The 14796-nt window shown below is 62.3% G+C and carries 10 protein-coding genes; 5 read left to right on the forward strand and 5 right to left on the reverse strand.

The features are described from left to right. Positions 1–103: 103 nt before the first annotated feature. Both poxB and mrdA read right to left on the reverse strand, forming a co-directional pair. The gene (gene poxB, locus DBP26_RS26080) at positions 104–1825 is read right to left on the reverse strand and encodes a ubiquinone-dependent pyruvate dehydrogenase (RefSeq protein WP_108240475.1); all 1722 of its coding nucleotides are present in this window, start codon (positions 1823–1825) and stop codon (positions 104–106) included. Positions 1826–1996: 171 nt separating this feature from the next. After that, entirely contained in the window at positions 1997–3931 is a 1935-nt protein-coding gene (gene mrdA / locus DBP26_RS26085) for a penicillin-binding protein 2 (RefSeq protein WP_108240476.1), read from the reverse strand. 636 nt (positions 3932–4567) lie between these two features. Here mrdA and DBP26_RS26090 point away from each other — a divergent pair. From DBP26_RS26090 to DBP26_RS26100, 3 genes are read left to right on the forward strand one after another with little or no spacing between them, the layout of a single operon-like run. Next, positions 4568–5314, forward strand: coding sequence for a gluconate 2-dehydrogenase subunit 3 family protein (locus tag DBP26_RS26090; RefSeq protein WP_108240477.1), 747 nt, complete (start codon positions 4568–4570; stop codon positions 5312–5314). Positions 5315–5319: 5 nt separating this feature from the next. Beyond that, positions 5320–7083: a GMC family oxidoreductase gene (locus DBP26_RS26095; RefSeq protein WP_108240478.1), complete on the forward strand. Its 1764-nt coding sequence runs from the start codon at positions 5320–5322 to the stop codon at positions 7081–7083. After that, positions 7080–8306 (forward strand): cytochrome c, encoded by a 1227-nt coding sequence (locus DBP26_RS26100; RefSeq protein WP_108240479.1) that lies wholly within the window; start codon positions 7080–7082, stop codon positions 8304–8306. The genes DBP26_RS26095 and DBP26_RS26100 overlap by 4 nt, the downstream gene beginning before the upstream one ends. A gap of 65 nt (positions 8307–8371) precedes the next feature. Here DBP26_RS26100 and uvsE read toward each other — a convergent pair whose 3' ends face one another. After that, complete coding sequence (uvsE, locus tag DBP26_RS26105) at positions 8372–9400, reverse strand: UV DNA damage repair endonuclease UvsE (RefSeq protein WP_108240480.1); 1029 nt, start codon at positions 9398–9400, stop codon at positions 8372–8374. Between the two features lie 173 nt (positions 9401–9573). On the opposite strand from uvsE, the gene DBP26_RS26110 reads away from it, so the two are divergent. Then, positions 9574–10629: a permease gene (locus DBP26_RS26110; RefSeq protein ID WP_108240481.1), complete on the forward strand. Its 1056-nt coding sequence runs from the start codon at positions 9574–9576 to the stop codon at positions 10627–10629. 37 nt (positions 10630–10666) lie between these two features. Here DBP26_RS26110 and selD read toward each other — a convergent pair whose 3' ends face one another. Together selD and treS are read right to left on the reverse strand one after the other, a co-directional pair. Continuing rightward, positions 10667–11701, reverse strand: coding sequence for a selenide, water dikinase SelD (gene selD / locus DBP26_RS26115; protein ID WP_108240482.1), 1035 nt, complete (start codon positions 11699–11701; stop codon positions 10667–10669). Between the two features lie 97 nt (positions 11702–11798). Further along, positions 11799–13868, reverse strand: a complete 2070-nt coding sequence (gene treS, locus DBP26_RS26120; RefSeq protein ID WP_108240483.1) for a maltose alpha-D-glucosyltransferase — start codon at positions 13866–13868, stop codon at positions 11799–11801. 371 nt (positions 13869–14239) lie between these two features. On the opposite strand from treS, the gene DBP26_RS26125 reads away from it, so the two are divergent. Continuing rightward, positions 14240–14776, forward strand: coding sequence for a helix-turn-helix domain-containing protein (locus tag DBP26_RS26125; protein WP_108240484.1), 537 nt, complete (start codon positions 14240–14242; stop codon positions 14774–14776). Positions 14777–14796 lie beyond the last annotated feature (20 nt).

Below are 14796 nucleotides of genomic sequence, written 5' to 3' on the forward strand. Positions count from 1 at the left end.
AGTCGCTCGTAAGGAGCGAAACCCCAGCTCCCAGCCCACACGCAAACGGATCTGCCCCCGATCTCAGCAGCGCTCATGGCAGAACTGAAGCCAACCTGCTGAATCAACGCAAATTGGTCTTCGCCAGTTCCAGCACTTGATCAGCCTTACCACTCATCACCGCCTTGAGCATGAACAGGCTGAAACCCTTCGCCTGCGCCAGCTTGATCTTCGGCGGCAGCCCCAGCTCCTGCTTGGCCGTGACCACATCCACCACCACCGGCCCCGGATGTTCGAACGCCTTTTTCAGCGCATTGGGCAGATCCGCCGCGTCCTCGACCCGAATGCCGAGAATGCCAGCGCCGATCGCGATATTGGCAAAATTGGTCGCATGGAAATCGGTGTCATGGGGCACGTAGCCGCTGGCCTGCATCTCCATGGCGACGAACCCCAGCGAACTGTTGTTGAACACCACGATCTTGATCGGCAGGTTGAGCTGCCGAATGCTGAGCAAGTCCCCCAGCAGCATCGAAAGACCACCATCGCCGCACAAGGCAACCACCTGGCGCTGTGGATCCGCAGCCTTGGCGCCCAGCGCCTGCGGCATGGCATTGGCCATGGACCCGTGGTTGAACGACCCCAGCAACGCACGCTGGCCGTTCATGGTCAAGTAACGAGCAGCCCACAGTGTTGGCGTGCCGACGTCCACCGTGAACACGGCATTGGGGTCGGCGTAGGCGTCGACCAGACGCGTCAGGTACTGCGGGTGGATGGGGTCGCCGTGGGCAGACGGCGTCGCCAGTTCGTCCAGTTCTTCGCGAGCCTTGGCGTAGTGGTCCAGCGCTTTATCGAGAAATTTCCGGTCCGTGTGGGCCTGGATCCGCGGCAGGAGTGCCGTGATGGTTTCTGCAATCCCGCCTTCCAGGCCGAGCGTCAACGGCACGCGGCGACCGAGCGCTGCCGCTTCGATGTCGATTTGCACAATGTCTGCTTGTTCGGGGTAGAAATTGCGATAGGGAAAGCTGCTGCCCAGGATCAGGAGCGTGTCGCAGTTCATCATGGCGTGGTAACCGGAGCTGAAACCGATCAGGCCCGTCATGCCCACGTCGAATGGGTTGGCGTATTCGATGTACTGCTTGCCCCGCAAGGCGTGTACCACCGGCGCGGCGAGCTTCTCGGCCAGCGCCACCACCTGATCATGGGCCTCGGCGCAGCCCGCCCCTGCGAGAATGGTCACCCGCTTCGACTTGTCCAGCAGCTCCACCAGGCGCAGCAGGTCCCGTTCGGCAGGGATGACCCGCGCGGGCGAAGGCTCGACCCAGGCGGGCTTGACGTCGGGAGCAGGCAACAAGGCGACATCGCCAGGGATGACGATCACCGCCACGCCTCGCTGGCTGATGGCCGCTCGCATGGCCCGCTCCAGCACGCGAGGAAATTGCTCGGCGCTGCTCACCGCTTCGACGAAGTGGCTGCATTCCTTGAACAGTTCGGTGGGATGGGTCTCCTGGAAATAATTCAGGCCGATTTCCGAAGAAGGGATCTGCGCAGCGATGGCCAGCACCGGTACCCGGCTGCGGTGACAATCGTACAGCCCATTGATCAGGTGCAGGTTGCCCGGGCCGCAACTGCCCGCGCACACCGCCAGCTTGCCCGAGGTCGCTGCCTCGGCACCCGCGGCGAAGGCCGCCACTTCCTCGTGCCGAGTGTGCATCCATTTGATCTTGCCCAACCGCTCGAGGCTGTCGGTCAAGCCGTTCAGGCTGTCGCCACTGACGCCCCAGATCTTCGAGACACCGGCGGCGGCGAGGGTTTGGGCGAGGTAATCGGCGATGGTTCTGCTGGACATGGGGAGGTTCCTTGTCGAGTCGAAGGGGCCATGCGCGACAAAAACGTGCATGGCGCGTCGTTTCAAATCGACCAGTAGCACCGCGCAACAGTTCAGTGCTTGTCCAGATGTGCTGCCTGTTCCCCGTCTCCAGCAGGGTCTGCCACGACGCCTGACGCAGCGCCGCCCGGATCACACCGGCGGTTGGGTCACCGCCTTGCCTGGCGCGGCAACCTGCACCTTGGGATTTACCTGTGGCGTGCCCGGCGAGGCGTATTGCGGCTTCAAGTGGCCGTCCTGATCCAGCAACCAGGCGTCCAGAATCTGCCGCACCACTGGCCCTGCGACCCGACCGCCGGCCTCGCCGTTCTCGATCATCACCGCCACGGCGATCTTGGGATTGGCCGCGGGCGCGAAGCCGACGAACAAGGCGTTGTCGCGATGTCGCTCCAGCGTCTTCTCGCGGTTGTAACGCTCGCCCTGCTTGATCGCAACCACCTGTGCCGTCCCGCTCTTCCCAGCGATACGGTACTGCGCGCCCTGAGCCGCGGCGCGGGCAATACCGCGAGGGTCGTGCATGACCGACTGCATACCGGCATTGACCTGATCCCACTCGCGTGGGTCGCGCAACACAATATTGGGCATCGGGTGTTCATCCACCGGCGGCACCCCGCCGATTTCCTTGGCCAGATGCGGGCGATTCCACACGCCCTTGTTGGCGATCAGCGTCGTGGCTTGAGCCAATTGCAACGGCGTCACCTGCATGTAACCCTGGCCGATGCCCAGAATGACCGTCTCACCCGGGAACCACGCCTGACGGCGAGTGATGCGCTTCCACTCTTTCGACGGCATCAGGCCGGGCGACTCTTCGAACATGTCTAACGAGACCTTTTGCCCCAGGCCAAACAGGGTCAGGTAGTCGTGCAGCCGATCGATCCCCAACTTGTGCGCCAAGTCATAGAAGTAGGTATCATTGGAGCGCATGATTGCGGCGTTCAAGTCCACCCAGCCGTCGCCGCTGTGGTTCCAGTTGCGGTATTTGTGGTCGAAATCCGGCAACTGAAAATAGCCTGGGTCGAACACGCGCGTCGCGGGGGTAATGATGCCGCTGTCCAGACCTGCGATCGCCACCTCGGGCTTGATCGTCGAGCCTGGGGCGTACAACCCACGCAGCACACGGTTGAACAAGGGACGGTCGACCGAGTCACGCAGCGCCGAGTACTCCTTGAAACTGATACCGGTCACGAACAGGTTGGGGTCGAAACTCGGTTTGCTGACCATCGCCAGCACTTCGCCGGTGGCCGGATCGATGGCCACCACCGAGCCGCGCCGATCGCCCAGCGCTTCCTCGGCCGCCTCCTGCAGCTTGACGTCAAGGCTCAGGGTAATGCTCTTGCCGGCCACCGGATCATGGTGATTGAGCACGCGCAACACCCGGCCTTGGGCGTTGGTCTCCACTTCTTCATAGCCCACGTGGCCATGCAGCTCGCTTTCGTAAAACCGTTCGATGCCGGTCTTGCCGATTGACTGGGTGCCGCGGTATTCGACCTGGTCGAGTTGACTGGCTTCTTTTTCGTTGATTCGCCCGACATAGCCAATGGAATGGGCAAAGTGCTCGGCCAGCGGGTAGTGACGGACGAACTGGGCTTCGACATCCAGCCCGGGCAACCTGAACTGATTCACCGCCAGCAGCGCGATCTGCTCCTCGGTCAGCTCATACAGCAGGGTGACCGGTACGAACCGATGGGGGGAGTTCTTCATCGCCTTGTCGAAAATGATGCGATCTTCATCCGGCAGGTGAAGGATCTGCATCAGGGTGTCGATCACCGCGTGCCAGTCCCCGGCCCGCTCGCGGGTCATGGTCAGGTTGAAGCTGGGCCGGTTGTCGGCCAGGATCACGCCATTGCGGTCGTAGATCAGCCCGCGCTCCGGCGGCAACGGCAACACGTGGACGCGGTTGTTTTCAGAGATGGTCGAGTGGTAAGCGAACTCGATGACCTGCAGCACATAGAGCCGGCAGACCAGCGCAACGCTCAGCAACACCACGAATACCGCACAGGCGATCAGGCGGTTGTTTACCAGCCGGGTCTCCTTTTCGTGGTCCTTTAACGGTATGGGATCGGGCATTTCTACAGCAACTCGGTGACAGTGGAAGTACGGAACATCTCGTTCGGCTTCGCCAAACGCAAATGGCGTGCACCTTACCAAGAAGCGCCGTGCCCCATGGCGCGAACTTCATGAAAATCCTGTCATGTTGGCGGTAGGCGACGAAGGGCGCAAAAACGTCGCCTGCCCCGTCGCGTGTATCAGCGAGGATTTATTGCAAATAACCTACGCAATACGCTGCAACCCAAGGCAGCCGCCTCACATGCAATGCAAAGTTCCGCCCCCCGGACACGCCTCCAGTGCCGGTCCACTGACCCCAGCCCTTCCGCACCGTGGACATGGCAGCGCAGCACAAACCGACAAACCGCCAAATTATTACCAATTTCGCAACAGCTATTTACATCTTTAAGACTGATGCAATAGTTGGAAACACATCTATCATTGCTTTTCGTGTGGAAAAGATGGCCAGCAAGTCTTGGCAGTTCCCCGCTCAGCGTGCCTGTTCTGCCCGCTGGTGCGCCAGAGACCGGATGTCACACCCGCCGCAGCGCGCGTTCACCCTCAGACCGTCGCGCCCAACCGTGAAACCCACAACGTCGCCCGCTCGTGGCCCCTCGTGTCATGAGCCTGGATCGGGCGCGTTCGCAGGAGCCTTGCATGACAGAAACATCCAAAGGCCTGACCCGCCGCCAACTGCTCAAAGGTTCGGCTACTACCCTGGCCGTCGGTGCCGCCGCCACTGCCAAGGCTGCGTCGCTGACGGCAGTGCCGCAATGGATTCCCTTCGACCACAACGGTCCGATGCATTACGACACACCCGGGTGGCAATTCTTCAGCGAAGCCGAAGCCGCCGCCGTGGAAGCCATCGTGGCCCGCCTGATCCCAGCCGACGACCTGAGCGTCAGCGGCAAGGACGCCGGCTGCGCGGTGTTCATCGATCGGCAACTGGCCGGTGAGTACGGCACGTTCAGCCGCCTTTACATGCAAGGCCCTTTCGAGCAGGGCACGCCCATGCAGGGCGATCAGTCCGCACTGGTTCCCCGTGACCGCTACCGTCTGGGCCTGGCGGGTCTGGATGCCTATTGCCAGAAGCAATTCCACAAGCGCTTCAGCGACCTGGCCCCCGAGGAGCAGGACACCGTGCTGACCGGCCTGGAAAAAGGCGAGATCGTGCTGGACGGCATCGATAGCAAACTGTTCTTCCAGCAGGTGCTGGGCAACACCATGGAAGGCTTCTTCGCCGACCCGGTCTACGGCGGCAACCGCGACATGGTGTCGTGGAAGATGATCGGCTTTCCCGGTGCGCGCTACGACTACCGCGACTACATCGGCCTGCATAACCAGAAACTCGATCTGGTGCCGCTCTCCATCGCCGGCAGCGCCGCCTGGACCAAAAAGGGTTAATCGACATGGCTAAAAAATTACCTGCCACGGACGTCGTGGTTGTCGGGCTCGGCTGGGCCGGGTCCATCATCGCCAACGAACTGGCGGACGAAGGGCTGAACGTGATCGGTTTCGAACGGGGCCCGTGGCGCGACACGGCCGCAGACTTCAACGTCGCCTCGGCAGCGGATGAGCTGCGCTACAACCGTCGCCAGGACCTGATGCTGAGAACCCGGCAAAACACCACGACGATCCGCAACAGCCTTCACGAGACAGCGCTACCCATGCGCAGTTGGGGCTCCTTCCACCCCGGAAATGGCACCGGTGGCGCGGGCAACCACTGGGCGGGGATCACCTTTCGCTTTCAGCCCCACGAGTTTCGTCTGCACAGCCACCTGACCGAGCGCTACGGCAAGGAACTGTCCCCCGAACTGACCTTGCAGGATTGGGGCACCGATTGGGAGGAGATGGAGCCGTTCTACGCCAAGTTCGACCGTTTGGCAGGCATCTCCGGCAAGGCAGGCAACATCAAAGGCGTGATCCAGGAAGGCGGCAACCCGTTCGAGGGTGCGCGCTCGGAGGAATACCCTAACCCACCGACGGCACAGACCTACGCCCCTGTTCTGTTCGCCGAGGCCGCCAAGAACCTGGGCTACAAGCCGTTTCCAGTGCCCTCGGCGCTGGTCTCGCGCCCCTACGTCAATTCCCTTGGCGTGGCGATGGGGCCCTGCACCTTCTGCGGGTTCTGCACCAACTACGGGTGCGCCAACTACTCCAAAGCCAGCGCCATCACCACCGTGCTGCCCGCCCTGATCCGCAAACCGAATTTCAAGGCCATGACCCACTGTGAAGTGTTGCGCGTGACCCTGGACAGCACCGGCAAGAAAGCCACCGGTATCGTGTTCGTCGACGGCAATGGCGAAGAATGGGAGCAACCCGCCGAGCTGGTGGTGATCAGCGCATTCATCTTCGAAAACGTACGCCTGATGTTGCTCTCCGGTATCGGCCAGCCGTACGACCCGGTCACCAACACCGGCACCACCGGTCGCAATTACGCCTACCAGACGGCCAATAACGTGCGGCTGTTCTTCGACGACAAGAACTTCAACCCCTTCATCGGGGGCGGCGCCATCGGCATGGGCATCGACGAGTTCAACAACGACAACTTCGACCACTCCGGCCTGGGCTTCGTCGGCGGTGGCAGCACGCGGGTAACCCCCATCGGCGCCGCCCCGATCGACGCTCGCCCGGTACCGCCCGGGACTCCGGCATGGGGCTCGGAGTGGAAGAAGGCCACGGTCAAGCATTACGCCTCCACCATGTCCATCGGTTGTGAAGCGAGCAGCTATGCGACCCGTACCAACTACCTGTCGCTCGACCCCACCTATAAAGATCCGCTAGGTCGTCCGCTGCTGCGCATCACCTTCGACTTCCCCGAGAACGACCGGAAGATGGCCGCCTACGTCACCGCCAAAGTCGGTGAGATCGCCAAGAGCATGAACCCGATTCAGATGGTTTCCAGCGCTCAGCAAGGTCACTGGAACAGCGCGCCGTACCAGTCTTCGCACATTGTCGGTGGTTTCATCATGGGCGCGGACCCGAAGAACAGCTCGGTCAACAAGTACCTGCAGGTGTGGGGCGTGCCGAACCTGTTCGTGGTCGGCTCATCGGCGTTTCCACAAAACCCGGGCTACAACCCGACCGGCACGGTCGCGGCGCTGGCCTTCAAGGCGGCGGACGCGATCCGCACTCGCTACCTCAAGCGCCCAGGGGAGATGATCAGCCTATGAAAACGCTTCTGACTGCCTGCGCAGGCGTATTAGGGCTGTCCGTCAGCCTGGCTCACGCCGTCACTGGCGCCGATTCCTACAATCTGGTGGAAAAGGGTCGCTACCTGACCACGCTCGGCGATTGCACAGCCTGCCACACCGTGCCCGGCAAACCGCTGTTCTCCGGCGGCGTGATTCTCGACACGCCCTTTGGCAAACTCGCCGGCGCCAACATTACCCCGGACCCTGTCAACGGCATAGGACGCTGGAGCTTCGACGACTTCCAGAACGCCATGTCCAAGGGCCATGGGCTGGATGGCAAACGCCTCTACGGGGCAATGCCGTTCACCGCCTACACCAAGGTCACGCGCGACGACAACCTGGCGATCTGGGCGTATCTGCGCACGGTCGACGCTTCGGACAACAAGGTCGAAACCAATCAGTTGCCCTTCCCGTTCAACGTGCGCACCAGCTTGATTGGCTGGAACCTGATCAACTTCAAGGAGGGTGAGTTCAAAGCCAATCCGCAGAAGTCCGAACAGTGGAACCGGGGGGCATACCTGGTGGAAGGCCTGGGCCACTGCGGCACCTGCCACACACCGAAAAACCTGATCGGCGGTGACAAGAACGATCAGTTCCTGACCGGCGCCAACCTGCAGCACTGGGTGGCGCCGAACATCACCTCGACGGGGGCCGACGGCCTGGGGGCCTGGAATGAGAATGACATCGTCCAATACTTGAAAACCGGCGCCAACCGCTTCGACATTGCCTCCGGGCCGATGGCCGAAGAGGTCGAGCACTCGTCGCAGCACTGGACCGATGAAGACCTGATGGCGGTCGCGGTATACCTGAAGGACGGCGCCCAGCCGGCTGAAACACCGAAACCGCTGGCAGCCAACGACCCAACCATGGTCGCGGGCAAGGCCATCTATGCTGACCGCTGCTCGGCGTGCCACACGCCAACGGGTGAAGGTGTGGAGCGCCTGTTCCCGAAGCTGGCGATGGCCCCGCTGGTCAACAGCAGCGACCCTTCCTCGCTGATCCGCGTGGTACTGGCGGGCAACCGTGCGGGCGCCACCGATGCTGCGCCCACTGCACCGGCCATGCCTGCGTTTGGCTGGAACCTGTCGGATGAAAACGTCGCCGATGTGCTGACCTATGTGCGCAACACCTGGGGCAATGCGGCGGCGCCCGTTTCAGCGGCCAACGTGAAAGAGGTGCGCGAGGCGTTGAGGCCCAAGTAATAGGCCTTGATGCCCCGCCGTACCGCCATGCCCGATCGCCTTGCGCCGATCGGGCATGGCGGTCACTAGCCGGGCGCGGATCGATACCGATGGTAGAAGTCTTCTACCGCAAGGTTCTTGTCCTTGGCCTCGAACATGATGTCGAACCGCTCCACGAACTGCAGCGCGTAGCGGTTGGTCCAGTCGTTCCACATTCGATCGCTGTGCAGGTACAGGTCGCGTTTGTTGACGACGTTCAACAACGCGTCCATTTCCAGTTTCTGCTCTGCGGTAAATCCCAGGGCCTGCAAGGTCTCTGGAGGCTGCGAGTAGTGCATCACGGGGCGCACACCGCGCCAGCTGTCGACGATACGGTCCACCCGCGGATCCTGCGGATCGATGTAGCGCCCTTCATGAATCCAGCAGTGGTGGATGTCCAGCACCACCGGGGCCAGATCCGCCAGCAGCAGGCAGTCGTCGACGCCATAGGTCTTTTCGTCGTTTTCGAACGTGATGCAGCGACGCGCCACTTCCGACAATCGTGGCCAGACACTGCGCACGCCTTCAGCGCCGAGCCGCCCGGCGATGTGCACGTTGCATTTGAAGTCCTGGAACCGCTGGCCATACCCCATCATGCGGATCATGTCGGCGTGGTATTCGAACTCGGCAAGGCTGTTCTCGACCACCTCGGGGCGGTCTGACCCCAGCACGCAGAACTGGCCGGGATGGAAGGACAGACGAATGTCAGCCTGTCGCGCCGCCTCCCCTATTGCCGCGAACAGCCCACCCAAGCGCGTCATGACGGCAGGCGATTGATAGAACGCCGCGACTTTCGGGTGGCTGTAGAACGGCAATAGATCGCTGCTCAAACGCAGCATGCGCAGGCCCTCGGGCAACTGCGCCACGTACCCCAACAAACGAATCTGCGCCGCCAGATTGTGCTCGACAATGTCCAACAACTTGTCCTGCGCGGCCTGCAGCGTGACGCTGTCCATCCAGCGCAACGTGGTGGTACGGGGGTTGTAGTCGCCTTCCAGCGCCTTCAACGCTTTCAGGGACAGCTCACGCTCTGCATGGCGGTACTGGCAGGCGAAACCGAGACGAGGTGTGTTCACGAACGATCCTTCCGGGGCTAATGGACAGCGCTGAAACAGAGACTGTCGAAGCAGGCCAGGAGTTCGCAAGGTGGCGCCTGTTCCGCCTTGCCACCCGCCGTCCGCCGCGCCGGAAAACATTGACTACACTGACAGACGCTTGTTTGCCTTGACTCCCTGAACGAGTGCCCGTCATGACCCCACTTCCACTCGCCCCCGCACGCAGTGGCTGGCTCTTCTGGTGGAAACCGCTGCTGTTTCTGCTGATCGCCTGCGCGGGTCTGTACTACGTCAAATGGTCACCCTATTACCTCAAATCGTTCGTCGCCGCTGAAACCCACAGCCTGGGCGGGTCGATCATCAACGACCATCCTGCCAACCCCTGGGCGGCGGCCCTGGCCTATGCACAGGTGTATTTTCTGGCGATCTGGAAAGCTGCGGTGCTGGCGGTGATCCTGGGCTCGTTGTTGCAGGTGCTGATTCCCAAGGACTGGCTGTTGCGCCTCTTTGGCCGCGCAGGCCTGGGGTCGACATTGCGCGGTGGCCTGTTTGCCTTGCCCGGAATGATGTGCAGCTGCTGCGCCGCACCGGTGGCAGCCGGACTGCGCAAACAAAAAGTGTCCGTCGGCGCAGCCTTGGCGTTCTGGATAGCCAACCCGGTCCTGAACCCAGCCACTCTGGTGTTCATGGGCTTTGTGCTGGGCTGGGGGTTTACCCTGTTGCGGCTGGTGGCCGGTATTGTGCTGGTGATCGGGGTATCGCTGGTCGCACAACGCATCGCACGCCCGGAATCGCCACCTGAAGAGGCCATCGAAGCGGTGATCGATGCCGAGACCCCCAGCCCTGGCGGATTGATCACACGCTGGGCTTCTACCTTGTGGCAGTTGTTCTGGACCACCATCCCGATCTACATCGTAGCCGTGCTGCTACTGGGCGCCGCGCGCGTCTGGCTGTTTCCCCACGTCGACGGCGCCATGGGCGACAGCCTGCTGTGGCTGCTGCCCCTGGCGATTGTCGGAACCCTGTTCGTGATCCCGACAGCGGCAGAAATTCCGATCGTGCAGACCCTGATGGCGCTGGGCCTGGGGACCGCTCCCGCCGTCGCCCTGCTCATGACGCTGCCCAGCATCAGCCTGCCGTCGCTGCTGATGTTGCGTCGGTCGTTCGAGGGCAAGGTGCTCCTGACCGTGGGCGTGCTGACGGTGGTCGTCGGCGTGGTCAGCGGTCTGATAGGCGCGGCGGTCCTGTAAGGTATGGCGCGGGGAGCGTGGTGACCAGGTGCAGGGATCACATCACTTCGACTGCCAATGGCCCTCGCTCGACGAACTCGCCAATTGGTGACAACGGCAACCCCAGTTCGCTGGCCAGGGCCAGGAACGCGGCTTGCCCGGCCGGTTCAACCGCCACCAGTAACCCGCCGCTGGTCTGTGGGTCACAGAACAGCAGGCGCTGCGCCTCGGTCAACGGGCCAATGCGCTGCCCGTAACTGTCGAAATTGCGCTGGGTGCCGCCGGGAACGCAATGCTGTTCGAGGTAGGTCTCGATGTTCGGCAGTCGAGGCACGGCCGAGGCGTTGAGGCGCGCAGTGAGTCGGCTGCCATCGGCCATTTCCACCAGGTGCCCCAGTAGGCCGAAGCCGGTGACGTCGGTCATTGCCTTCACGCCCGACAGCCTTGAGAAGCGACTGCCCGCGCGGTTCAACTCACACATCAAGTCCCGCGCCACACCGACATCCGCCTCGCGCAGCAGGCCTTTCTTCTCTGCCGTGGTCAGAATCCCGATACCCAGCGGTTTAGTGAGAAACAGGCTGCAGCCCATGGACGCGGTGTCATTGCGCTTCAGGAAGCGCTTGTCCACCAGCCCGGTCACCGCAAGGCCGAAGATTGGCTCCGGCGCATCGATCGAATGGCCGCCGGCCAGCGGGATGCCCGCCGCATCGCACACCGATCTGCCCCCGCGAATCACCTCCCGGGCGACTTCCGGGGCCAGGACATTCACGGGCCATCCCAAAATGGCAATGGCCATCAGTGGATCCCCACCCATGGCGTAGATGTCGCTGATAGCGTTGGTGGCGGCGATGCGCCCGAAATCGAAGGGGTCATCGACGATGGGCATGAAGAAATCCGTGGTGGAGACAACGCCTTTTTCATCGTCGATGGCGTAAACCGCCGCGTCATCGCGGGAGGCGTTGCCAACCCAGAGACGCGGGTCGAGGTGCTGGGCGCCGGAGCCGGCCAGAATGGTGTCCAGCACGCGGGGAGAAATCTTGCAGCCACAACCCGCGCCGTGGCTGTATTGGGTCAGACGAACCGGATCGCTCATGAACGGCCTCCCGAGTGGCGAGGCCCTGAAGTCTATCAGAGACTCAGCGAATCGCCCGTCGCACCCGGACACCCGAGAGGCCGCGCGCCCCTGACGTTTACATCATCGGCGACGCCATGCTGACGACCCTCAGCGCCAGCCCTTCATAGGCATCGAGCGTAATGGTGAATTCGCCGGCCTCCGTCAGATCGCCCTCGACCCGCTCGTTGATGATATCGACCACCGGTCCGGGTGCAATGCCCGGCAAATGAAGGGTCTCGACAAGGGCCTCGCCGCTGAAGTTGAGCGCTGTGATCTGCGTGCCCTTCCCCGCTGGCAACTCGTGAACCATGATCAGCAGCCCGGGATGTTCGACATCCGGAATGAGGATCTGACGGCTGGCAGCGATGTCGTACGCGCGGCGCACGGCAAGGATTTTCTTCAATTGCGAGGCAAATGAATCCGGACGCTGCAGTTGCTCGACGAGGCTGCCATAGAGGGTTCTTGCCTTGGGCATGCCGCCGACCGAGCGTTCAGTGTCCGGGTCCAGGTCGACCAGGTCGTAGGCGCCGCGATGAATCCAGCGGGTGTCGCCATCGCCCATCAGGTGGGCGACCTGCTCGGCAGGCAGCGGCAAGGCGCCCACCAAATCCCAGCCCGACAACGCGAAGACGCCTGGCTGCATGGCGTTGAACATCACCAGCAGCAGGTGGATGTGCTGAATCGTCACAACATCGGCCGGCGTGATCGCGTCCAGGTCACGAATGCCCAGCGCGGCCGTGATGATGCTGACCGTGGTGCATGACACGCCGTTGGTGACGAACTTGAGGTTATACGGCGCGTGCTCACCCGCCAGGTGTTCGTACATCTCTTCGCGGATGTGCTCGCGCAGGATGTTTCCGGGGAATGTCTGGCCCATGTACAGGTACTGATCGTGGGCGTGCAGCGTCCAGAAGTGCACCAGTTCCAGGGTCAGCTCGTCGTGGTTCTGCAACGCGTGGATCAGCGAGGCCGGGTCGATGCCGAATTCGTGCACCTGACGCAACATCAAGCGCAGAAATTCGGTACGCCCGGTCAGCAAGGCGTGCTGGTAGGCCGGTCGGGTGATGAAATCGTAAGACAGGTCAGCGCCACCGTGGGACATCGCGGCGATATCGTCGATGGTCAGGTTCAGCTCCTGGAAGCTGAAGCCGCCGGCCTTGCGGATCGCCCCGGCCAACAGTTGGTTGCCGGTTATCGACAGCGGATGGCTCTCCGACCACGCCGTGCCCTCGGCCTTGCGCTCTACGCCGAGGAAGCCGTTGGCGTCCAGGCGCAACACCCGCGCGCCCATCACATCGATGGCATGCAGCGCATCGCCGATGATCATCTGCTGCGCCGCGAAACTGGGATCGAGCCAGTTCAGGGAAGGCTGCCCTTCCTTGAAATAGTGCAGGTAGACCCAGCGCCGATCCTTGCCGTCGACCCCAGTGACGACCGGCGTGGCGCTCCAATCGGTTTCCTTGACGCCAGGCTCGAAGAAGATCACCCGCTGCAACTGGCCGACGATGTAATGCTTGTCCCGCAGTGCATCGACGGTGGCGGGCGGCAAATTGACCGCGTCACGCCCGGCGGGCACCTCTGGCAACAGGGCCCAGTCCTCTTCCTTGATCTCCACCATATGGTACAGACCGGGATAGTCTTCGTAGCCCAGCTCGGCGAGGCGAAAATCCGCGCCTTTACCGGTGTGCGAAGGGATGACGTCATCGACGATGACCGCATTGTGTGCCGCCGCGATGCGGCTCAGATTGAGGAACTGCGCGTCGGTCCCCAGCTCGGCGTCGACTTCAAAACTGATGCGGTCGAAATTGCCATCGATGCTGGGGGTTTTCTGCCGCCCCTTGAGCCCGCCAGACGCTTTCAACGGGCCGTTGTGAATGCCCTGAATACCGATCTCGGACAGCGTGTGCCAGAGTTTTTCGTCGCCCAGCGCCTCCAGCACCGAGCCGCCGTCACGGGTGATGATCGACGCGGGATAGGCAGTGAACCAGACCGAGGCGATCGCCGAGGCGTCCCGTGGCCGCGCCTGCGCGTAGGGTCGCTGCCAGAGGCGCCCTTGACCGCCGTAGAGTTTCGCCCGTTGCTTTGCAGCGTTGAGCATTGATTGCTCAACCAGCCATTCCACGTATTGCTTGTCCGGTGCGGTCATAGAGTCTCCGTCTTCATGGGGCATTTTCAAGGGAGCAGCCTTCTCCCGGGCACAGAAGGCACGGTCGCTGCCGCCCCAGTGCCGTTGCTTATGTCTATGAGCACCGCAGGACCTAAACGTTCGTTGCGCCTCAGGCAGCCCCACGCGTTCGCTGACTGGGCGACGAGGTTGCACCTCCCGCCATGGCGCGTGCCGCGCGCTTGCGCCCTCAGGCAATCCGACGCCGCCGCGGCGGGCCGGATAAGGTTCGGCTCCCCACCATTTCTGCTGCGCTTCGATAGTCGCTTTTATTTCAGTAGTGACTTGCACAATGAAAGTCCCCCTATTAGATTACGTCCATCATTTTTATGACTCACCCGGAGGCACTGCCCATGAAGAAGAAAAGCTTCGCCGACATGCCCTGCCCCATTGCCCTGAGTCTTGAGCACGTGGGGGACTGGTGGAACATCCTGATTCTGCGCGACCTGGCCTATGGGCTGAGCCGCTTCGACGAATTCCAGAAAAGCCTGGGCATTGCCCCCAGTACGCTCACCCGACGGCTGAACGATCTGATCGCCTCCGGCTTGGTGGAGCGACGTGCCTATTCCGACAAACCGCTGCGCTACGACTACCTGCTGACCGAAACCGGGCGGGATTTCCGCCCCGTGGTCTTGACCCTGATGAAGTTCGGCAACAAGCACTTCGCGCCCAACGGCACCCGCATCCAACTGTTCGACGAACACACCGACCAAGCCGTCGATCTGGTGCTCACCGATGGCAATACCGGCAAGCGCATCAACTTCGTCGACCACACGGTGCGCTACAGCGGCCCAGCCGAGAGCCTGTCGGCCTGGCGCGTCGAGACCGGGCGCACCCGGCGCGAGGGCTACTGCGACCGGCTGAGCACTTCCCCTTCAACCCCTTCCTGATTGCTGCGCACCCACAGGTA

Source organism: Pseudomonas sp. RIT409 (assembly GCF_003052515.2).
Lineage (GTDB): Bacteria > Pseudomonadota > Gammaproteobacteria > Pseudomonadales > Pseudomonadaceae > Aquipseudomonas.